This is a genomic window from Syntrophotalea acetylenica (assembly GCF_001888165.1).
GTDB lineage: Bacteria > Desulfobacterota > Desulfuromonadia > Desulfuromonadales > Syntrophotaleaceae > Syntrophotalea > Syntrophotalea acetylenica.
Genome location: NZ_CP015455.1, coordinates 281,496 through 301,237 on the forward strand (window position 1 = coordinate 281,496; position 19,742 = coordinate 301,237).

Annotated in this window: 21 protein-coding genes; 8 read left to right on the plus strand and 13 right to left on the minus strand. The window is 60.9% G+C overall.

The genetic code is table 11. From position 1 onward, the window contains the following. Window position 1 precedes the first annotated feature (1 nt). The 6 genes from A6070_RS01305 to A6070_RS01330 all read right to left on the minus strand — a co-directional run bounded on the left by A6070_RS01305 (window position 2) and on the right by A6070_RS01330 (window position 8,214). Window positions 2–2,431, minus strand: coding sequence for a TolC family protein (locus A6070_RS01305; protein WP_072286706.1), 2,430 nt, complete (start codon window positions 2,429–2,431; stop codon window positions 2–4). Window positions 2,432–2,477: 46 nt separating this feature from the next. Then, complete coding sequence (locus A6070_RS01310) at window positions 2,478–2,897, minus strand: MarR family winged helix-turn-helix transcriptional regulator (protein ID WP_072286707.1); 420 nt, start codon at window positions 2,895–2,897, stop codon at window positions 2,478–2,480. A gap of 135 nt (window positions 2,898–3,032) precedes the next feature. Next, window positions 3,033–3,959, minus strand: a complete 927-nt coding sequence (locus A6070_RS01315) for a PLP-dependent cysteine synthase family protein (protein ID WP_072286708.1) — start codon at window positions 3,957–3,959, stop codon at window positions 3,033–3,035. Window positions 3,960–4,101: 142 nt separating this feature from the next. Beyond that, window positions 4,102–5,943, minus strand: coding sequence for a UbiD family decarboxylase (locus tag A6070_RS01320; RefSeq protein WP_072286709.1), 1,842 nt, complete (start codon window positions 5,941–5,943; stop codon window positions 4,102–4,104). Between the two features lie 79 nt (window positions 5,944–6,022). Further along, complete coding sequence (locus A6070_RS01325; protein WP_072286710.1) at window positions 6,023–6,988, minus strand: SHOCT domain-containing protein; 966 nt, start codon at window positions 6,986–6,988, stop codon at window positions 6,023–6,025. 218 nt (window positions 6,989–7,206) lie between these two features. Continuing rightward, a complete protein-coding gene (locus tag A6070_RS01330) occupies window positions 7,207–8,214 on the minus strand; it encodes an OmpH family outer membrane protein (RefSeq protein WP_072286711.1) in 1,008 nt (335 codons plus the stop codon). Between the two features lie 16 nt (window positions 8,215–8,230). Between A6070_RS01330 and A6070_RS15270 the strand changes: the two genes are divergently transcribed. Beyond that, window positions 8,231–8,485, plus strand: coding sequence for a hypothetical protein (locus tag A6070_RS15270; RefSeq protein ID WP_145926397.1), 255 nt, complete (start codon window positions 8,231–8,233; stop codon window positions 8,483–8,485). A gap of 216 nt (window positions 8,486–8,701) precedes the next feature. On the opposite strand, the gene A6070_RS01335 is transcribed toward A6070_RS15270, so the two are convergent. Then, window positions 8,702–9,928: a porin gene (locus tag A6070_RS01335; protein WP_072286712.1), complete on the minus strand. Its 1,227-nt coding sequence runs from the start codon at window positions 9,926–9,928 to the stop codon at window positions 8,702–8,704. Window positions 9,929–10,682: 754 nt separating this feature from the next. Between A6070_RS01335 and A6070_RS01340 the strand changes: the two genes are divergently transcribed. Further along, window positions 10,683–11,000: a dodecin gene (locus A6070_RS01340; RefSeq protein WP_327191971.1), complete on the plus strand. Its 318-nt coding sequence runs from the start codon at window positions 10,683–10,685 to the stop codon at window positions 10,998–11,000. 122 nt (window positions 11,001–11,122) lie between these two features. Here A6070_RS01340 and A6070_RS01345 read toward each other — a convergent pair whose 3' ends face one another. Together A6070_RS01345 and A6070_RS01350 are read right to left on the minus strand one after the other, a co-directional pair. Further along, entirely contained in the window at window positions 11,123–11,881 is a 759-nt protein-coding gene (locus tag A6070_RS01345; protein WP_072286713.1) for a tRNA threonylcarbamoyladenosine dehydratase, read from the minus strand. Window positions 11,882–11,914: 33 nt separating this feature from the next. Next, window positions 11,915–12,703, minus strand: coding sequence for a TatD family hydrolase (locus A6070_RS01350; protein ID WP_072288078.1), 789 nt, complete (start codon window positions 12,701–12,703; stop codon window positions 11,915–11,917). 49 nt (window positions 12,704–12,752) lie between these two features. Here A6070_RS01350 and A6070_RS16630 point away from each other — a divergent pair, with 49 nt between their 5' ends. The 4 genes from A6070_RS16630 (at window position 12,753) to A6070_RS01370 (ending at window position 14,942) form a co-directional block, all read left to right on the plus strand. Continuing rightward, on the plus strand, window positions 12,753–13,085 hold the full coding sequence (locus A6070_RS16630) for a TRAP transporter large permease subunit (RefSeq protein ID WP_072286714.1): 333 nt from the start codon (window positions 12,753–12,755) through the stop codon (window positions 13,083–13,085). A 12-nt stretch (window positions 13,086–13,097) separates the two neighbouring features. Further along, window positions 13,098–13,199, plus strand: coding sequence for a universal stress protein (locus A6070_RS16635; RefSeq protein ID WP_268807478.1), 102 nt, complete (start codon window positions 13,098–13,100; stop codon window positions 13,197–13,199). 114 nt (window positions 13,200–13,313) lie between these two features. Further along, complete coding sequence (locus tag A6070_RS01365) at window positions 13,314–13,907, plus strand: phospholipid scramblase-related protein (RefSeq protein WP_072286716.1); 594 nt, start codon at window positions 13,314–13,316, stop codon at window positions 13,905–13,907. Between the two features lie 33 nt (window positions 13,908–13,940). Then, entirely contained in the window at window positions 13,941–14,942 is a 1,002-nt protein-coding gene (locus tag A6070_RS01370; protein WP_072286717.1) for a hypothetical protein, read from the plus strand. 18 nt (window positions 14,943–14,960) lie between these two features. Here A6070_RS01370 and A6070_RS01375 read toward each other — a convergent pair whose 3' ends face one another. From A6070_RS01375 to A6070_RS01390, 4 genes are all read right to left on the minus strand, one after another. Further along, the gene (locus A6070_RS01375; protein ID WP_072286718.1) at window positions 14,961–15,809 is read right to left on the minus strand and encodes a metal ABC transporter permease; all 849 of its coding nucleotides are present in this window, start codon (window positions 15,807–15,809) and stop codon (window positions 14,961–14,963) included. Window positions 15,810–15,819: 10 nt separating this feature from the next. After that, on the minus strand, window positions 15,820–16,563 hold the full coding sequence (locus A6070_RS01380; RefSeq protein ID WP_072286719.1) for a metal ABC transporter ATP-binding protein: 744 nt from the start codon (window positions 16,561–16,563) through the stop codon (window positions 15,820–15,822). Then, a complete protein-coding gene (locus A6070_RS01385; RefSeq protein WP_072286720.1) occupies window positions 16,556–17,452 on the minus strand; it encodes a metal ABC transporter solute-binding protein, Zn/Mn family in 897 nt (298 codons plus the stop codon). The genes A6070_RS01380 and A6070_RS01385 overlap by 8 nt, the downstream gene beginning before the upstream one ends. 105 nt (window positions 17,453–17,557) lie before the next feature. Then, window positions 17,558–18,184, minus strand: a complete 627-nt coding sequence (locus tag A6070_RS01390; protein ID WP_072286721.1) for a MarC family protein — start codon at window positions 18,182–18,184, stop codon at window positions 17,558–17,560. 395 nt (window positions 18,185–18,579) lie between these two features. Between A6070_RS01390 and A6070_RS01395 the strand changes: the two genes are divergently transcribed. After that, complete coding sequence (locus tag A6070_RS01395; RefSeq protein ID WP_083558611.1) at window positions 18,580–19,044, plus strand: YiiD C-terminal domain-containing protein; 465 nt, start codon at window positions 18,580–18,582, stop codon at window positions 19,042–19,044. A gap of 110 nt (window positions 19,045–19,154) precedes the next feature. Then, window positions 19,155–19,739 (plus strand): MarC family protein, encoded by a 585-nt coding sequence (locus tag A6070_RS01400; RefSeq protein WP_072286722.1) that lies wholly within the window; start codon window positions 19,155–19,157, stop codon window positions 19,737–19,739. Window positions 19,740–19,742 lie beyond the last annotated feature (3 nt).

Below are 19,742 nucleotides of genomic sequence, written 5' to 3' on the forward strand. Positions count from 1 at the left end.
GTCACTCCGGCAAGGTGGCCTGTTGCAGAAATTGTTCGAGGTGCCTGAACCAGTTTTCCCGGTCGTCGGCCCCGAGAAAAAAATCGAACTGGCCGATGGCGCGCTGTACGGCCATCAAATCGAGAAGAAAATCGTAAACGGCATTGGCGGCGGCCTGCTCGGCGACCAGGTCGGCATTCTGGGCGTCAAGCAGTTCAAGGATGGAGACCACCCCGCGCGAGTAGGCATCGGTCACCAGTTCCAGGTTTCGGGCCGCCGCTTCGGACCCCTCGCGGGACAGCCGGATACCGGTGTAGGAGGCCCGGCTGTTGTGCAGGGCGCTACGGATACGTTGCTCCATGCGGGCGGCGAGCGCCTTGCGTTCCAGTTCCAGCCCCTCGACCTGGCGTTCAGCCTGCACCAGGTCGGCAAAGCGGGTGCCGCCGGAAAACAGGGGCAGCGACAGGCGAATGCCGACGTTCCAGGAGGTGTCATCGGCTTCCGGGATGTTAACGGGAAGCAAACCCTTGAGGCGACTGAAGGGCGATTCAACGCCTTCGCCGGTTTCATCAAGCATGTGCGTGATTCCGGCCTGCAGGGACAGGTCCGGAACCCAGAACGATCGCCGGGCCGCAAGGCGGGCTCGTCTGCGGGCCGCTATGGCCGCATCCAGGCGTTGCAGCTCCGGGGAGGCTTTCAGGCCTTGCGCCACCATAAAATCGCGAAATCTGGCGAATGCCGCCGGAGTGGCAAGCTGGGCGAACAGGCGCGGGTCGCTGACCAACAGCACCGGATCGTCCAGGCCCTGTTCGGATGTCGTGAAATTTTCTTCCAGGGGGCGCTGCAGGATGCGGTTGAGGGCGATTTTCGCTCGGGTACGCGCCACGTCGGCGTCGATGAGAGCCCTGCGGTCCCGTGCCAGCTGGCTTTCCCAGCGATAGACTTCGGCGGGACTGGAAAATCCGATTTCCCGTCGGGTACGGGCCAGTTCCAGGTTGGAGCGCGTCACGCGCAGATTGTTTCTCTGTACCGTCTGCAGGGTTTTGGCCCGCAGTACATCGAGGTATGCGGAGGCCGCCTCCTGGATGACATCGAGGCGCAACTGGCGCCGTTCTTCCTGCCGCGCCTGCTGCTGCTGTTTCTGGATATCGAGATTGGCCCAGGTGGATTCGGAGTAAAGATTCTGCCGCAGTTCCAGGGAAGCGCTCAGACTCTGCTCGGCCTGGGTGCCGAAGCTGGCGGCGGCGCGGTCCTGATCGATAAGGCTCCCGGTCGCCGATAGTTCCAGGTGCGGCAACAGTCCGGCGCGAGCCTTGCGGATGTCTTCACGGCCGGCGGCGACCTTGCGGTCGGCGGCGGCCAGGTCGAGGTTCACCGCTTCCGCTTCTTTTACCACCGTGTCCAGGGACCAGCGCCGCGTCGCTGTCAGCGGCTCGGCGAATAACTGTTCGGCTTCATTAAGTATGTTCCAGGCGGGGGAGAAGCCGATGGCGCGGGCCGTGGCCATATTGATGGCGAGGCGGTCCTCCAGGGAGGTGGTGGCCGGCAGGCTGGCAGCGTTCTCACCCAGCAAAATGCGCTGCATGTTCAGCGCGGTGCGGCGTGCCAGTCGCGCAAAATCGGTGGTCGGAGCCGCTCCCGCCAGTACCCCTTTGCAGACTTCTTCGTAACCCAGGTAGGAAAAGCTGGGCAGTCCGCGGGCGGAAAGCCCGGCGATCAGTTGGCGGAAGGATTCCTCCGCAAGCAGCAGAGGGGTGATGTAGACGGCCTCCGTTTCTTCAGGAAGGGCTGCCAGGGCAGCTTCCACCGCGCCGTTTACCGGGATGACGCTCAGGGAGACGCTGGTTTCGGCCAGTTGCCGTTTGAGGTTGCGGGTGATCTCGGGAATAGCTTCATGGTAGGGACGATGAACAAGGATGGCCAGGTGCTGGAACGGCACCAGTTCGCGAAACAGGCGCAGGTCGCGTAACAGGGGGCTTGTGGTGGCGATGTAGTTGAAGTTGAAAACGCCGCTGCTGCCGTTGCTGGCCGGCAGTTGCTGGGCAGCGCGATCGACGGTCAGCGGCGCAAGGCAGGGTTTGGGCAACGGTCCGCGACGCGCCAGGTCCTGTCCCGCCAGAAGCCCGAGGGCGAGGATCATGTCGATGCTGTCGTCGGCCAGCAGTCGGTCGATGTTACGGTGCACGCCCTGCTGGCTCCAGTCGGCGGTCAACAGGGCGGTTTGCGGAAACCGGGTATGAAATTCGGCGCCGAGCAGATCGTTGATTTCGGCCTGAAACATTTCCAGAATGGCCTGGTTGCCTTGCCAGGGGCCATCCATGACCACCCCGATGTTCACGGGCCGGGCGGCGCTGGTCACCGGTGAGGCCAGCAGGCATGTCAGAAGCAGCAGCAGGCCGGCAAGCCGGCGGCGAAGGTGCGGAAGCAGCGGCAAAAGATGGCGGCACATCATAAAGAGGCATCCTCGAAACAAAGCATCCGGTTCTGATCGGCCATGCTCAATGCAAAGCTTTTTCCATCAATAATACGAGTTGATCGAGTTCCGTTTCCGTCAGGGCTCTGGCCATGCCCCGGATGTATTCGCGGCAGGCTTCCTCATAGGCATTGGCCACCTGTTCTCCGGTGCGGGTAAGCTGGATGAAATAGACGCGGCGGTCGCTGGCGGACCGGGTCTTGGTGACGTAGCCCTGTTCGATGAGTTTGTTGACGATGCCGGTTACCGCCGGTTTGCTCAGACCCAGCGTTTTGGCCAGGCCGCTGCATGTCAGATCGTCGCTGTGGTTGATGGCATTGATATACTGGAACTGGGTCAGGTTGATTTCCCGCGCGCCGATTTTGCGCAGTTTCTGCACCTTGGCATTGACCAGCGCCCGGGAGACGACTTCGAAAATTTCCATGATGCGGTTCTGATGGTTCATGCGGGTATGTCATCCGGCCTGATGGTTAGTTCGGTTAACAAAATATATGGTCTGCAACATTTCTGTCAATTTCGTATACGCGAAAAAAGGGTCAGGCGGCGAAGCTTGTGGTCGCGAAGGTGGGAATGCGTCCGATCAGGGCGGGCAGCAGGCGCAGGTGGACCGGAACAGGGTCGTGCTCAGGTAACGGTCACCGCGATCGGGCAGCAGGGTCACGATGGTGCCGCCGTGCATGGCCCGGGCGATCTCCAGCGCGCCGGCAACCGCCGCACCGCTGGACATGCCCGCGAAGATGCCTTCAAGGATAGCCAGCCGGCGGGCGGTTTCAAAGGCCGTATCGTCATCGATGGTGAGCTTGGCATCAAGTTGTTGCGGATTGTAGATGGCCGGCACAATGGCTTCCTGCATGTTTTTCAGTCCCTGCACCTTGTGCCCCATGACCGGCTCGATGCCGATGATGGAAACGGACGGTTTCTGCTGCTTGAGGTAGGCGCCGGTGCCCATGAGGGTGCCGGAGGTTCCCATGCCGGCCACAAAGACATCGATCTGCCCATCCGTCTGGGCGAAAATTTCCGGGCCGGTAGTGTGATAGTGGGCCAGGGGGTTGTTGGGGTTGGCGTACTGGTTGGGCATGTAATAGGTTTCCGGATCCTGTTCCAGAACGCGATGCGCCATGCGGATGGCGCCGTCGGTGGCTTCAGTGGGGGGCGACAGGATCACCTCGGCGCCGTAGGCTTCCAGCACCGCGCGGCGCTCCAGGCTGACGCAGCCGGGCATCACCAGCTTGACCCGGTAACCGCGTGCGGCGCCAATCATGGCCAAAGCAATGCCGGTGTTGCCGGAGGTCGGTTCCAGAATCGTTTTTCCCCTGGTCAGTTCCCCCGATTCCTCGGCTTTGCGGATCATATGCCAGGCCGGCCGATCCTTGACGGAGCCGCCGGGGTTGTTGCCTTCGAGTTTGGCGAATATGCGCACCCGCGGGTTGGGATTGAGTTTGGTCAGTTCCACCAGGGGGGTGTTGCCAATGGTGCTGCACAGATCGATAGGGCGGTCGATTTTCATGAAGTTGTCAGCCTTGTCGGGTCGATTTTTTAGAAACACAAAGCCTTGCGGGCAGGGCGTTGCGTCACAGCGGTTACTCAAGTGTCATGCATCTTACAAAAGACTGCTCCCCGAAGACAACGCCGTTTTTTATCGATGGCGTTTACAGGATGCCGTGCAACGGTCTGCCGCAGGCCGCCAGGTCCTCGATGCGCCGCAGGGTGGCCGGATCTTCCTGCAGCGGTTCAGGGTAATGCGGCTTGAGGCGGGCGTCGAGGACCAGGGGGCCTGCACAGCCCCAATGTTTAAGCTGCGTCTTTGCCTCGATGCCGTACAGGTCGATGGCCGGATCGGAACGGGTGAAGGCGGTCCAGAGGAAATTTTCCAGGCTCCGGGCGCAAAAATCGCTGTTGTCGACCAGTACGATCCAGGGAAAACGCAGGATCGGATGCCCGGCATCGAAGCTTGCACAAAAAGCTTCGATGCGCGCATCCGCCTCGCCACGGGGCGAGGCTGCCGGCGGTGCCTGGATGGCCAGCAGCCCCGGGAGAATCAGGCGCGGGGCGGTATAGCCGGATGGCAGCGGCATGTCGGACGGCAACGCGGTGGGCAGGGTTCGGATCGGGGGCCCGCAGGCGGCGATCACGACCTTCGATCCCTGGTGCAGGGCCGGGCCACTGTAGTCGAGGGTGTCGATGCTGGTGCGGGTCTGAAAATGCAGATCCCGCCGCCAGTCGACGCGTTCCAGAAGGTGGCGCAGAAAGCCTGCCACGTTACCGACATCCAGGTCATTGGCATCCTCGGCGGCGGCGATCAACAGAAATTTGGCCAGAGAGAGCTGGCCGGTGCCAAGCAGGGCCTGGGCCTGCGTAAGGAGTTCCCGCGGCTGGCGGCGTGGCTCGTAGGGGGTGTAGCGTTCGCTGCCGATAGCCAGCAGCAGGGGGTGTACGCCGGCGGCGTCCACGGCATTCACGGCCCGCACCCCGTTGACCAGCCGGGGGATCAGCGGCGCGGTCAACTGGTGGATGAAGGCACCGAAAATACTGTCTTCCTGCGGGGGACGGCCAACGCTGGTGAAGGGCCAGATGGCGTCAGGACGGTGATAGACGGCCTTTACCTCCAGTACCGGAAAATCATGCTGAAGGCTGTAATAGCCGAGGTGATCCCCGAAGGGACCCTCCGGCAGCGTTTTGCCCGGAAGGACAGTGCCGCAGATGCAGAAGTCGGCCTGGGCGGCAATGGCGGGCCGGCCGGTCTGCGGCCGCATCTCCATACGGCGGCCGCCAAGCAGACCGGCGAAGCATATCTCGGGCATATCCTCCGGTAAAGGCATGATGGCGGCCAGGGTCAGGGCCGGCGGCCCGCCGACAAAGATGTTGACGGGCAAGGGCTGCCGTTGCCGCAGGGCTTGGGCATGGTGTACGCCCAGTCCGCGGTGCAGCTGATAGTGCAGTCCGACTTCGCGATTGACACGGTAGCGGTTGCCGGCCAGTTGTACGCGGTACATGCCGAGATTGGCATGCCGGAATCCGGGAGCGTCAGGACTTTCCGAGTAAACCAGCGGCAGGGTGATGAACGGGCCGCCGTCCTTGGGCCAGCAGACCAGTTGCGGGAGCTGATCGATGCTGGTGCGGCATGCCAGCACCGGTGCCTTGCGAACGGTTCGGGGCGGCAAGTGGCCCGCGCTGAGCAACACGCCTGGCCACAGTCGAGGGTTTTTCAGCAGCGCGACAGGGTCGCTGCCGAATCGCAGCAGGCGCTCTACGGTCTCCAGGGTGTCGCGGAACAGAAAACGTGTTCGTTGCAGGGTGCCGAACAGGTTGGCCAGCATCGGGAACCGGCACCCCCTGACACGGGTGAACAACAAAGCCGGCCCTTTGGCCTGGCACACCCGGCGCTGGATGGCGGCTACCTCGAGGCGGGAGTCGACTTCAGCCTCGATGCGCACCAGTTGCCCGGTGCGTTCAAGATCGCGGACACATGCGGACAGGTTGCGATAGCCCATGGTTGGCGTTTCCCTGTATAGGTCAAAAGGAAAGGGGGCTTTCGCCCCCCTTCTCACGTCTTGTCGCGGTTACCCTGATTTAAAAACGGTCGAGAATCTCCTGCTTTTTGGTACGGAATTCTGCGTCGTCGATCAGGCCCTTGTTTTTCAGTTGCTGTAAAAATTGCAGGCGCTGCTCGATGTTATCCAGTTCCATCGGCCCGGCGGCGGTGGCAGGCGCGCCGCTTGCCGGCGTCTGTTTTATCTGCTCGATGGACTGCTCGATCTCCTCGATTTTCTGATGCATTTTTTGCTGTTCTGACTGGTATTGAGCACTTTCTTCCCACATTTTGGTCGCTTCACGAAAGGTATCCGGGGTGGGGTTGAGGATCAGCCAGTCAGGCCGTGTGACAACATCGCTGGCAATGGCGCCGCCGGTTTTGTGTTGCATGCCTATTTTGCCCATGATCGCCCAGCCGGCGTTGGTTTTGCCCTGGTCGGGCGCGGTGTATTTGCGGCTGCCCGGCGCAAACAGCGGTCCGCTTGGGTCCGCGCTTTCCGGATAGGGTTCGTGCAAGGCGCCGATGATCAGGTTGAGCCTGTCATTTTCGACAAACAGCCGTCCGGTGGAGATCACCCGGGAACCGCTTGGCGGGTGGACACCGGCGATGGCAAAGGTGACATCTTCCCTGGGACCGGCCTGGGCCAGGCCGCGGCTGACGGCAGCACCGAGGATTTCCAGTTCTTCGGGGCTGAACATCGCCACCGGCTTTGCTTCGCCCTCGAACTGAACCTCAAGGGAGTCTAGCATCTTGCGGATCAGGTTGGCGGAAAAATTGGCGGGATGGTCGTTGGCCGGCACCAGTATGCTGTCGCGGTCCTGACTTTCGATACGCACGAACTGGTGCTGATGCTGCCAGATGGCCGGCCGGGCATGGGTTTCTGCGTTTTCCTTGTTGTTAAGCAGGTTGCTGCCACAGCCGGCAAGGCTCAAAGCCAGACTCGCCGCGAGGATCACGCGCCGGTTCAGCGTCACCATTCTGCCGAAAACAGTCATGCGCTCCATTGAAATCTCCTTGAATCGAATTGGAAACAATCTGTTCGGTAATGTGGCGATGATAGGATTGAATCCATAAGAGGTCAAACAGTTTTTGACGCTCTGCGTCGTTGGCGTGGCGGCGGCATGCAAGGAGCGGCAGTTCTGGCGGATTTTATGCTGCACAAATAAAAAAGGGGAAGGAGCTCTTGCCCCTTCCCCGATGGTGCGCCAATATTTACGACAGCTTACAGGCTGTCGAGGATTTCCTGTCGCTTGGCCTGGTATTCGGCTTCAGAGATGAGATTTTCGTTACGCAGATCCTGCAGCTGGCGCAGGCGGTTTTTGATGGAATCCGTCGGCTCGGCCTGATGCGGCTGGCTCACTACGGGAACGGCTGCCGGAGTCTGCCTGATGGTATGCAATTCCTGTTTGAGGGCTTCCATCTCGGCGCGCAGGCGCTCCTGTTCGGCGCTCATCTGGGCGCTCTCCTGGCGGACCTGGCTGGCTTCCTGCAGGGCGGCCTTGGCGGCTTCGCCGGCTTCCGTCTTGCGGGCGATGGCCGCTTTCCAGAGTTGCGGATCGGGGGTCATGACCAGCCAGTCCTGACGATCGGCGCCGGCTACCTGCATGGTCTCCAGTCCGGGTATCGACACCACCTGCCATGGCTTGCTCAATACCGGCAGCGGGCGGCTTTTGGCGCGGCTGCCGGGCAGCCAGGGATCGACACGGCGATCTTTTTCCTCATCATACTCTTCGTGCAGCCTGCCGATGATCAGGTTGAGTTTGCCATCCTGTACGAACAGCCGGCCCGTGAGTATCGAACGGTCGTGGGTGAAGGAGACCAGCCCCCGATGAATGCCGAGGATGGCGAAGGTTACGTCCTCCCGGGGGGTTGCCTGTGCCAGGCCCTGGCTGATGGCCGGCGTCAGTATCTCGAGTTCTTTGAAGGTGAAAACCGGCACGGGTTTTTCCTGGTCCTCGAAATGAACCTCGAGTGCGCCCAGTATGTTCGTCAACTGGTCTGCCGGAATGTTGGCCGGATGGTTGTTGGGCGGCGTGGGTTTAACACCGCGGTCCTGGGATTCGACCTGGACATACTGGTCGCGATGTTTCCAGATGACGGAGGATATTTCGGGTGTTCCGCCGCCGAGCAGGGTGGTCCCGCAACCGCCAAGGGTAAGTGTTAGAAGCGTCGCCACAAGCAGACTGCCGCACAGCGTTGCATATTTATCGAGAACACCCTTGCGCACCATTTGCGATCTCCTTTGATTGAATCGAAAAAAACAGGTTTTGCTGTATCGAGTGGATGATAGGGTTGAATCGGTTGAAGGTCAAACAAAATTTGATTTCGCATGCAGGCAGAAAAAGCGGGTCAGCGAAGCCGACCCGCTTTCATGGGAAGAGACGAGAGCCAGCAAAAAGCTAGCGGTTTGTCTCGTAAGCTTCCAATCCTTCATGTACCGTCATTTGCGCGCCGCAGGCGCTGCATTTGATGAGCGTTTTTTCGCTGATTTTGGGTTTTGAAGAACTGCAACCCACGGTTGCCGCGGTCATGAGTATCAGTGCGGTGAATATCGACTTGCGCATTTTGCTATCCTTTCGGTTCCGACCGGAGAATGTTTCCCGGAAAAAATCCGGAAGCTGTTTCTGGCCTCCGACTATAGCACGTTGCGCCGATGCACTGAATAGCCTATCTGATCCGCGGCCCCCGTTTTGCGCGGTGCGCCTTTTGGCCAGTGCTTACCAGAGGAAGAAGGCGCCGACGTTGAATTGCTCGACTTTCCATTCCTCGCCGTTGAACCACTCCAGTTCGATGTGGCTGATCTCGGTCACCAGCTTGAGGTGCGCATTGATGTCGTGGGTCCACATGGCGGTCAGCTGGTACTGGGATTCGATTTCGCCCGTGCCGGTGGCATCACGAACATCTTTTTCGTAGGAGGTTTCCTCGAACTCGTTGCCGCCGTAGCTGATGCCGAGCTTGTTCTGGCCGAAGGTGTAGATGCCCTGCACGATCCAGCCCCAGGTTTCGCGTTCTTCGCCGGTGGCGTCGAGGGCTTCGGTGTCGAGCATGATGCTGCGGCCGAGGGCTTCGCCGGTGAAACCGGAGGCACTCAGCTCAAAAGGTCCCATGCCGACGATGGCGCCGCCGCCGACACCCCAGGCGGTAACGTCTTTGCCATCATCCTTGTTTTTGGCTTCCTGCCACAGGTTATTCATGTACAGTTTGAGGGTGTTGCCGTCGCCGAAGGTGCCGGCATAGGAGATTTCGCTCTCGAAACGGGGCAGCTTGGTCTCTTCGGCCGTATAGTCGCCGCCACCAAGCACGCCGGAAGCGATGACGCTGGGGTCATACACGCCGACCGCCACCTTGAAGCCGTTCATGTCGGGCGTGGTGTAGCGCACCTGGGCGTTGAACTGGGGATAGACATAGCCGAAGCCGATGCGGCCGAGGGTCGGGCCGACGTTGGCGTTGAGGTTGCCGGCCATGCGGCCGGCGCCCAGCAGGGTCTGCTCCGCCAGCAGGTTGGTGCCGAGGAACAGGCTCAGGCCTTTACCTACCATAACCTGGCCGAAGTTGCCGTCGACGGTGAAGAAGACTTCACGCAGGTCGATCTGGGCGTCGAAGGTGTTCTTGAGGTTGGCGTTGGCCGGTTCCGGGTAGAAGCCGATGCGAGCCGCCATGTCGAGGCCGCCGATGGTCGGGGCCTTGATGTTGAAGGCGAAGCAGGCGGGCAGAAAGCCGCTTTTGAGGCGGAAGCCTTCGTCGTCGGTGTAGCCGAGGAAGGGATTGACGACGTTATCCGGAGTGCTGTCGCCGGTCTGATAGACGCCGAACAGGTTGACCTGGCCATCGGTGCTGAAGGACCAGCCGTCGGCGCCGCCGATAACCACGGCGGCCTGGGCGCTGGAGGCCAGGAAGAACAGGGCGGCCACGACGGCCAGAATGTTGAATCTGCGAGATTTCATGCGGTCTTACCTCCTGAATTCAAGAATGAAAAAAGTTTTTTCCCCACACGCAAGCGGGCACTTGCGGACGGGTCGGGCGCCGGACGCCCCGGTGTGCAGGTAACCGCGGTTTTCCGATATTGCGGGGTGCCGGCCCCGGCCGGATTCGGGCAGTTCCGGAGCGGGAAGGCCTGCATGCCTGTCCTGCCGGCGTTGATCGGAAGTCCTTGGTTGGTAATCCTCCCATAGAAATAGCTTGCTGCGTCGAGCGCGGGCTTGGCGTTCTGCGTTTTCACCTCCCTTCAGTGTCCCGCCTCAAGAAAATAAACAGCTGTTTTACTGTGCGCAATTTCGGTGCCAGAATACCCGCTGGCAACCGAGTTTTAAAAACAGGCACAAAAACGCCAGGTTAGGTAGGCACGTAATAATGTAAACGGCTGGCTATTGTGCTGAAACGATACATCGTGATCCAAAAAATAACGCTCTGTTACATCTCGGACATGGTTTGTGCCGTTACGGATGCATCGGAAGGGTCCTGCTGCCGTCCTGGATAGCCGTCAATGCCCAGCAACGGCACAAAACGGATCGAAGGTACTTATAGCGGATCTGCTACGATTTGCAACCCTTTGTGGCGCATTGTCGTGGTTGAGGCAGCGATCCAGACGGATAGAGGCTGGTCGGCCCCCAAATAGAGGCTTACGGCATCGACCAAAAAATGTTTGATTTATCAAGTGGATGCTTTGCTCGAAAGGAAGATTTTTCGGGGAGGTCTGCTATGCTTTTTGTGAGCGATGGTTTGGGCGAAGGCTTTTGCGCGGCGAGACGGGCGTCTGCAGCCGCTGTCCGGGAACAGCCCCGGGGAAAGGACAGGGTTATGACCTACGGCAAGGAACGCGTTTACAAAAAGGTGGAAGTGATCGGCGTATCCCCGAACAGCATCGATGAGGCTATCAAGGTGGCTCTGCACCGGGCCCACCACAGCCTCGAGCGGATTTCCTGGTTCGAGGTCGAGGAAGTGCGCGGTCATGTCAACGAAGCCGGAGAAGTCGGAGAATATCAGGTGGTTCTCAAGGTGGCCTTCAACCTCAAATAAGGAGTCAAAGGAACTGCTTTATCCGAGCGGCAGCACGATGGCGAACAGCACCCTTGCAAGGGGCACGAGCTTTTTCATCCCGGCGTGTCCCTTTTTTAATGGCCCGCGGCGTCCCGCCGCCATCACGGCCGTTCGCCCAGCAGGGTACGGATGACTTCGCCGGCCATGGTCAGGCCGAACATCGGAGGAATATAGGATGTGCTTCCGAGGGTGACGCGCTGGCGGGTCGCATTGGCCCCGGTTGTGGAGGGCGTGGCGCTATCGAAGTCGTGACAATCCTCGGCAAGAGGACGGAATTCCTCCAGCGAATAGACCACTTTGACGCCGCTGCGGATGCCGCGCCGCCCCAGTTCCCTGCGGATGATGCGCGCCATGCGGCATTTCTGGGTATGCGCCAGGTCTCCGACCCGGATCAGGGTCGGATCGAGCTTGTTGGCGGCGCCCATGGCGGATATGACGGGGATGCTTCGTTGCCTGCAGCTCTGGATCAGGTGCAGCTTGGCGCTGATGCTGTCAATGCAGTCCAGCAGGTAGTCATAACCCTCGCCAAGCAACTCCTGGTCGGTATCCGCGCTATAGAAGGCGTTGCGGGAGCGCACCGCAATTTCGGGGTTGATGGCCAGGCAGCGCTCCGCCATGACCGCTACCTTGGCTTTTCCCACGGTGTACTCCAGGGCGTGAATCTGGCGGTTGATGTTGCTCGCGGCGATATTGTCGAAGTCGATCAGGGTCAAATGCCCCACGCCGGAACGGGCCAGCGCCTCGGCGGCGTAGCTGCCGACGCCGCCGATGCCGACCACGGCGACGGACCTGCCGGCCAGATTCTGAAGCGCGTCGCGGCCGATCAGCTGTTCCAGCCGGGAGAAACGGTGTTCGTGCATAACGGCGAGGATTCCTTTCCGGGCGCTGGGCGGTCAGGCAGCCCTGATTCGCAGCAGGCGCAGAGCATTGCCGGTAGTGATGCAAGCGGTTGTGTCCAGCGACCATTGTCGCAGTGCGGCCATCCGCTCGGCGACCAGGCGCAGGTGGCAGGGGCGGTTGCTTTCTCCCCGGTGGGGGGCGGGCGGCAGATCCGGCGCGTCGCTTTCCAGTACGATCCAGGCCTGCGGCAAAGCTTGCAGCACCTGTGGTCCCCGCCGTGCGCCGGGCCAGGTCAGGGGACCGCCGAAGGCCAGGCCGAACCCCAGATCGATGGCGGCGCGGGCGGTTTCCGAGCTGCCGGAAAAACCGTGCCAGATTCCGCCGACGCGGGATGCCGCTTCATCGTGCAGGATCTGAAGCAGGCGGCCGGTGGCCCGGCGGCAATGCAGCACCAGCGGCAGCCCGGCGCTGACGGCGATGCGAATCTGCTGCCGCAGAGCCTGTTCCTGCACCTCTGCCGGAGGCATGCCGGAAGTGCCGTCCAGGCCGATTTCGCCGAGCGCCACCACCTTCCGTCGGGTCAGCAGGGTTTCCAGGCGCCGCGCCGCGTCACGGTCCCATTGGCGGGCGGCAACCGGGTGTGTTCCCAAAGCCGCCAGGGCGCCCGGCACGCTGTTCGCCACCTCCAGCAGCTGGTGCCAGTCACGCGGCTGCACGCCCGGTATCAAAAAGCGGTCGATGCCCGCCCGGTTGGCCCGTGCCACCTCCTGCACGGGATCCAGCTGACTGGGCAGGAGGTCGAGATGTACATGCGTGTCGAACAGCGTCGTGCAGGTTTCCATAGCGGGATATGCTAGCACAGGCGCCCGCAGCGCGGAAGTCCGGGATTTCATGAGGCGTAAAGACCCGATTTTGCCCTTGATTTCCCCTGGCCTGGCGGATAGACTCCCGAAATCCCGAAAAATACAGGGTTTGATTTTTGAATGGAGCGGTGTAAGGCGGGGGCGGCAGACCCGGCAGCGTCCCATGCCGCGGGAACTACTCGCGGTGCTGCGCGAAAGCGTGTGGGCGCTGCTGCTGCCCCTGCTGATTTTCGGCGGTAATTACTCAGGCGTTTTTACCGCCAACGAGGCGGTAGTGGCGGCCTTTTCCTATGTCTTTATCGTCGAGATTTCCATCCACGGGGACATGCAGAAGATTGTTGTTTCCTTGGCCACCATCTAGGCGAAACTGCTGGTGCTGGGCCGCCGCACCGCCGGGGAAGTGCGCGATGTGCTGTTCGGCAGCGTGACCAATCATGCGCTGCACCGGGTACGTTGCCCCGTGCTGCTGTTCTGAGCCTGCGCGCCGCATGGCGGCATGCTTGCTGGCCGTCTGCCGTTGCTGCGGACGGCCTTCGTGTCTGAACCCCGGCCACTCGCGTTCCGGGTTGCCCTGTAGGAGAGACTGCGCATGGAGACATTGAGTCAGGTCGCCGGACTGGTGATCAGCCAGAAAAAGGAATGGGGTGAGATTCTTACCGGATTCGAAACCCGAAATCGCTACAAAATTTTCGATGCCGAAGGGCGGGAGCTGTTTCTGGCCAGGGAGGAGCCGGGCAATATTCTTTTGCGCTGGTTTCTGAAGGCCATGCGTCCTTTCCGACTGAAAATCGTGACCGCTGACGGGGCATGCAAGCTTGCCGTTCGGCGTCCTTTCCGTTTCTACTTTCACGAAGCGGCAGTGACCGATGCCGAGGGCCGGGATCTGGGGACCATCCGTCGGCGTTTTGCACTGCTGCGGCGCATTTACACGGTGACGGACTGCCAGCAACAGGAGCTCTGTCAATTGTACGGACCGTTGCTGCATCCCTGGACCTTCGAGATCCGCAAGGGTGGCATGCCGCAGGGCAAAATATGCAAAAAATGGAGCGGCCTGCTGAAGGAAGGATTTACCGACGCGGATAATTTTGGCGTGACCTTCCCTCCCGGCTGGTGCGATGCGCACAAAAGCCTGCTGCTTGCCGCGGTGTTCCTGATTGATTTCGTCCATTTCGAAAAACGCTGACATCCAGGATGACCTTTGGGATGGAGGGGCACGGTGAAAAGCTGGCATGTACTGGTCATGGCGGGATGGTTGGGATTGTGCTGTTGCGCCGCTCCGGCATCACCCCGGGGTTGTCCCGGCGAAGGGCAGCCTGCGGGATACCGTGCCGCGCGTGGGGTTGGGCGGATTTGCGCCGCCGACCTGCATGAAATTTCAGGGTTGGCCGCTTCCCGCAGGATGGACGGAGTATTGTGGGCCGTGAATGACAGCGGCAACGCCCCGCATTTGTTCGCCCTGGGGCTGCAGGGTCAGGCTCTCGGCGAACTGCGTATCAAAGGTGTGGAAAATATCGATTGGGAGGATCTGGCCAGCTTCACCTGGCGCAATCAGCCTTATCTGCTGATCGCGGATGTTGGCGATAACCGGGGGCTGCGCCCGGAAGTGCTGCTGCATGCCGTGCCTGAGCCGGTACCCGGCGCGGATGGCCGCTTCACCGGCGAGGTGTCACCGGCCTGGAGTATACGTCTGCGGTATGAGGACGGTCCGCGGGATTGCGAGGGGGTGGCGGTCGATTCGCAGGTCGGTCTGGTGTTGCTGCTGAGCAAGCGGACCGATCCGCCGGTTTTTTACCAGGTGCCCTTGCTGCCATCAGAACCTGGCCGGTTGCAGGTTGCCCGCCGCCTTGTGGAAATGGGCAGCCTGCGTCTGACTGGCGACGCAGGCCGGCAAACGTCTTTTATCCCTCGCCCCTGGCCCACGGCGCTTGATATCCGGGCAGACGGCGGAGCCATGGTGATTCTGACCTACAGGGAGGCCCTGCTTTATCGGAAAGACAGCCGCCAATCCTGGGCTGACGCCATGGCCCGCGCGCCACAGGTTCTCGCGCTGCCATCGCTCGATCTTCTGCCTCAGCCCGAAGCTATCGCCTTCGACAGGGATAACGCCCTGTATCTGACTTCGGAGGGCCGGGGCTCCACCCTGTTCAGGATGGATGCTGAAAAGCCCTGCCAGAGGGCGCCGGCAGCCGTCGGAGAAAAGGCGTCAGGACTTCCGTGATGCTGCGCAACGCAGCCATCATTTCCGGCCGCTCCGTCCAAGCTGCCAGCGCCGCCAGACACTGATGCCCACCGACGAAACCAGGTAGGCCAGGCCGGTGAGCAGCACGGTGGTGGCGCCGGAGGGCAGATCGTACTGGTAGGATACCGCTAGCCCGCCGGTGATGAACAGCCCCCCCAGCAGGGTGGCGATAAGCATCATGCGGCTCAGGGACTGGACATAATGGCCGGCGATGGCGGCCGGCAGGGCCAGCAGGGCGATGACCAGGATAAGTCCGACCACCTGGATCAGGATGACGACGGTCAGAGCTACCAGGCAAAGCAGCAGCAACGAAAAAATATTGACCGAAACCTGCCGCAGTTCGGCGAATTCCTCATCGAAGGATACCGCCAGCAGCTGTTTGAAAAACAATATGACCAGCAGCACGATCCCCATATCCAGCCAGAAAATCAGCCAAAGATGCTCCCGTGATATCATCAGGATGTTGCCGAACAGATAACTCATCAGATCCACGTTGTAACCGGGGCTGCGGGCGATGAGCAGCACCCCCAGCGCCATGCCGACCGCCCACAGGGCGCTGATGGTGGTGTCTTCCTGTTTTTTCCAGCGGATGCTGACCAGCCCGATAATCAGAGCGGCCACCAGGGCGGCGCAGATGGCGCCGCCTACCGGACTGCGGCCCAGGAAGTAGGCCAGTCCCATGCCGCCGAGAACCGCGTGGGCGATACCCCCGGCGATATAACCGATACGTCGCACCACGACGTAGGAACCGGCCACGCCGCAGGCGATGCTGGCCAGCAGTCCGCCGATCAGAGCGTGCTGCATGAACGGCTGGGAGATCAGGGCTTCGAGAAATGTAGACAGCATATCGCGACCTTCAGTGGGTGTGCAGCAGGGTGTCGTGATGCACCGCCCGTAGCGGACCGCCATACAGTTGCTCGATCATGCTGCCGGTAAGTTCCGACGTGGCATGGCAAACCAGTGTGCGGTTGAGGCAGGCAACGCGGGTAATGTAACGGGTGATGAAGCCGATGTCATGGGATACGACCAGGACCGTGAGGCGTTGGTTGAGGCGTTTCAGCAAATCGAAAACCCCTTCTTCGATCTTGGGGTCGATATGCGCCGTCGGCTCATCCAGGATCAGGACTTCCGGCTGACAGGCCAGGGCTCGCGCGATGAGAACCCGCTGCAGCTGGCCTCCGGACAGGGCGGTGAGGGGGCGTTTGCCAAGGTCGCCAAGCTCCACTTCCTCCAAAGCCTGCCGCGCGATGCGGTGATCTTCGCGCCGGTAGCCGCCGACCAGGCGGGTTTTCCCGAGTCGTCCCTGCAGGACGGTTTCCTGAACGTTGATCGGAAAGTTACGATCGAAGGTAATGAATTGGGGCACATAGCCGACCCGCAGCCGCGCTTCGACGGGAGGTACGCCGAAAATGCGGACTTGTCCTTTCTGCGGTGTCAGCAACCCGAGCATGATTTTGAGCAGGGTGCTTTTGCCGCTGCCGTTGGGGCCGACGATGCCGAGAAACTCTTGAGCGTGGACCGTCAGGTTGATATCCAGCAGTACGGCATGTTCTTCGTAGCGGAAAGAAACGTCTTCCAGGGTAATGACAGGTTCATTCATGACGATCGTCCAGGGCGAGAAAGAAGGCATCGGCCGCTCTGCGCAGATTTTCAATATAATTTTCCGCCAGCGGATCGACGACCACAACCTTGCCGCCGATGGCGCGGGCGACGGTGTTGGCGGTGGTTCGGCTGAACTGCTGCTGCACAAAAATGATCCGGATATTTTCCTGCCGGGCCAGGGCGATGACCCTTGCCAGGGCGCGCGGACCCGGCTCCTTGCCGGCGTTCTCGATGGCGATCTGCTCCAGCCCGTAGGCATCGGCGAAATAACCCCAGGAGGGGTGGAACACCAGAAACTTGCGGTTTTTGATGGCGGCCAGACGGTTGCGCAGCCGGCTGTCGAGGTTTTTCAGGTCCGCGGCCAGGGTCTCGTACCCGGACTGGTAGTCCGGGGCATGGCGCGGATCCCGTGCCGAGAGTGCCTCGCAAATATGCCGGGCCATGTCGGATGCCAGCGTGGGGCTGGTCCAGACGTGCGGATCGAGGGCGCTTTCCTGGTGGGGCTCCCGATGAGCTCCGCCGTCATCTTCATGATGGTGGTCTTCAAGGCGGCGCAACGGCAGGTCGTCGCGCAGGTCGATAATGCTCATGTTGCGGTTGAGATCGGCCAGACGCCGTATCCAGACGCGCTCAAAAGGAACGCCGACCCTGAAGTAAAGGTCCGTTTTCCCCAGGCGGCTCATCTGCCGGGGAGTCGGTTCGTAAGTGGCCGGACTCTGCCCCGGCCCGACCATCACGTCGGTATCCACATGGGTACCGCCTACCCGGTCGACCAGGTATTTCAGCGGCAGAACGCTGACAAATACGCGGAGCGGGGGCGGTTCGGCGGCCAGGGACCAGGACGGCACGATCAGCAGGCCGATTAACGGCAGGATCCATCGATGCATGATATTGGGCTCCCAAAAAGAAACGAGATCCTAAAGAAACGTCCGCAACAAATACCGTGCGCCAATTATAACATGGTAGCCCGGAATCGGATGGTGGAGGGTGGTTCAGGCCGCATGCTGCAGTATCTCCCGGAGAAACCCCGTCAGCCCCTGCATGATCAGGGCGACAGCCTTGGCCGCGAGGAATATATACAGCAGCCGCGGGATGATCATGGCCGCATAACCGCCGATCAGCCGCATAAGGCAGTGGGAGCTGATGCCGATGAGGTAGACCATAAGGCAACTGGCGATGGATACCAGCAGCATGTGCAGCGGCCCGCTGTTCTGCGCCAGAATGATGGTGACGGCCAGGGTCCCCGGGCCGACGATGATGGGAAAAGCCAGAGGGAAAATGGCGCGGGTACGGAAATCCTCGGACAGCAGGTTTTCCGCCAGGGACCCGCGCATGACGCCCCGCACCGCCACGATAAACAGAAGAATGCCGCCGGCAACGCGAAACTCGTCGAGCGTTACCTCGAACAGATATTGGAGGCTCCAGTCGCCGACAAGGGCAAAACCGAGGATCATGATCCAGGCGGTTCCGACTCCCAGGCGGAGAATGGTGCGGCGCCTGGCGGTGTCCATGCCGCTGGTGAGGTCGCGATACACCGGGATGTTGCCCAGAGGATTGATTACCGCCAGCAGCAGCAGAACGTCGTGCAGGATGTTGGTGGACGAAATGAAATTTGACATGCCGCAGACCTGTTGTGAAAAGGCGGTGCAACAGCACCCTGCCGGATGGACACAGCGTGGTTTTCATCCGGGAAACGGGCAATCTTTCAGTGTGACAAGCAAGCCTGCGGATTGATACCGCCAAGGCGGTAAAAAAACGTTTCCCGATGCAAACGAGTCTAGCATAGGGTGATTTTCATGACAGCAACTTATTTGCCCATGTTTCACAGCGTGTCTTCCCGTAAAGGCGTATCGGGACAAGGCGCTTGACATGCGCCAGGTAAAAGACTAGAAAAAAGTGTCCGGGCGCAGCTGTTTTCCCCGGCGACAAGCGGGACCGCTGCAAAGCATGATGATCCGGGGGCCGGTCTGAGAGACCTGGCCCTCTGTTGTTTTCGCAGAGACAGGAGAGCAGGGTGAAGACCGATATTCCCCGGCAAATGAATGAGCGTTTCTGGCTGCAGATCCCTGTGACGCGCCATATGGGGCTGCGCATTACGGCATGGGACGGCAGGACCCTGCGCATGGACGCGCCTCTGGCGCCCAATCTCAACGACAAGGGGACCGGATTTGCCGGTTCGCTGGCGACCCTGGTGACCTTTGCCGGGTGGGCTCTGGCGACGCTGCTGGCTGAAGATGCCGCATCATGTCCTTGCGAGGTGGCGGTGTTCGAAAGCGACATGCAATATATCGCACCGGTCACCGGCGACTTTTACGCTCTGGTACCGGTCCCTGATGAGGATGGCCGCTGTTCGTTCGAAAGGTCCCTGCTGCAGAGGGGGCGGGCCCGAATCGCTTTGACGGCGTCCATTTTTCAGGAAGGGGAGGAAAAAGTCCGCTATCGCGGAAAATACGCCGTGCGCCGCAAGGGCGCTGGATGATATATGTTCATGACGGGCGTCATGGCAGAAGGCTACGAAAAGGTTTTTTTATGTCCTGCAGCGGTTAAGCCGCCGGGCGGAACGTTCAACCATCGGTCGCAAGGGATGCCATGTTTCTGAATGTTTACCTCAAACTGTTTGTAATCCTGACACCGTTTTTCGTCATCTCTGCCTTTCTGTCCCTGACCCGCGGTTTTTCCTCCGCCGAGCGGCAGAAGGCGGCGGGCAAGGTGACGGTGGCCATCGTGCTGGCGGTGTTTGTGCTTTATCTGTTCGGCCGGCATATCTTCGCCCTGTTCGGCATTACCCTCGATGCCTTCCGCATCGGTGCCGGCGCGGTATTGTTCCTTTCGGCGGTCAACATGGTGCGCGGCCCGACCGCCGTGACGCCGCCCGCGCCCGGCGAGGACGTGGCGGTCGTGCCCCTGGCGATTCCCATCGCTGTGGGGCCGGGGACCATCGGTGCCCTGCTGGTCATGGCGGCGGAGCCCAAAAACCTCGCGGCGCGTCTGGTGACGGCCGGCGCCATGCTGGCCGCCATCGCGACCGTCGGCCTGTTGCTGATCATGTCCGGAAGGCTGGAGCGACTGGTGGGGCAGCAGGGCTTGACGATTCTGACCAAGCTGACCGGCCTGTTCGTATCGGCCATTGCCGCGCAGATCTTTTTCACCGGCCTGAAAAATTTTCTTGCCTGAACC

Excerpts from the sequence above, each read along its gene's own strand:
- A6070_RS01310 (WP_072286707.1), bottom strand. The coding sequence starts at position 2,897 with ATGAACCATCAGAACCGCATCATGGAAATTTTCGAAGTCGTCTCCCGG.
- A6070_RS01335 (WP_072286712.1), bottom strand. The coding sequence starts at position 9,928 with ATGAAATCTCGCAGATTCAACATTCTGGCCGTCGTGGCCGCCCTGTTC.
- A6070_RS01380 (WP_072286719.1), bottom strand. The coding sequence starts at position 16,563 with ATGAATGAACCTGTCATTACCCTGGAAGACGTTTCTTTCCGCTACGAA.
- A6070_RS01315 (WP_072286708.1), bottom strand. The coding sequence starts at position 3,959 with ATGAAAATCGACCGCCCTATCGATCTGTGCAGCACCATTGGCAACACC.
- A6070_RS01400 (WP_072286722.1), top strand. The coding sequence starts at position 19,155 with ATGTTTCTGAATGTTTACCTCAAACTGTTTGTAATCCTGACACCGTTT.
- A6070_RS01325 (WP_072286710.1), bottom strand. The coding sequence starts at position 6,988 with ATGGAGCGCATGACTGTTTTCGGCAGAATGGTGACGCTGAACCGGCGC.
- A6070_RS01365 (WP_072286716.1), top strand. The coding sequence starts at position 13,314 with ATGGAGACATTGAGTCAGGTCGCCGGACTGGTGATCAGCCAGAAAAAG.
- A6070_RS01350 (WP_072288078.1), bottom strand. The coding sequence starts at position 12,703 with ATGGAAACCTGCACGACGCTGTTCGACACGCATGTACATCTCGACCTC.
- A6070_RS01320 (WP_072286709.1), bottom strand. The coding sequence starts at position 5,943 with ATGGGCTATCGCAACCTGTCCGCATGTGTCCGCGATCTTGAACGCACC.
- A6070_RS16630 (WP_072286714.1), top strand. The coding sequence starts at position 12,753 with ATGAGGCGTAAAGACCCGATTTTGCCCTTGATTTCCCCTGGCCTGGCG.
- A6070_RS01340 (WP_327191971.1), top strand. The coding sequence starts at position 10,683 with ATGCTTTTTGTGAGCGATGGTTTGGGCGAAGGCTTTTGCGCGGCGAGA.
- A6070_RS01385 (WP_072286720.1), bottom strand. The coding sequence starts at position 17,452 with ATGCATCGATGGATCCTGCCGTTAATCGGCCTGCTGATCGTGCCGTCC.
- A6070_RS01305 (WP_072286706.1), bottom strand. The coding sequence starts at position 2,431 with ATGATGTGCCGCCATCTTTTGCCGCTGCTTCCGCACCTTCGCCGCCGG.
- A6070_RS01330 (WP_072286711.1), bottom strand. The coding sequence starts at position 8,214 with ATGGTGCGCAAGGGTGTTCTCGATAAATATGCAACGCTGTGCGGCAGT.
- A6070_RS01375 (WP_072286718.1), bottom strand. The coding sequence starts at position 15,809 with ATGCTGTCTACATTTCTCGAAGCCCTGATCTCCCAGCCGTTCATGCAG.
- A6070_RS01345 (WP_072286713.1), bottom strand. The coding sequence starts at position 11,881 with ATGCACGAACACCGTTTCTCCCGGCTGGAACAGCTGATCGGCCGCGAC.
- A6070_RS01390 (WP_072286721.1), bottom strand. The coding sequence starts at position 18,184 with ATGTCAAATTTCATTTCGTCCACCAACATCCTGCACGACGTTCTGCTG.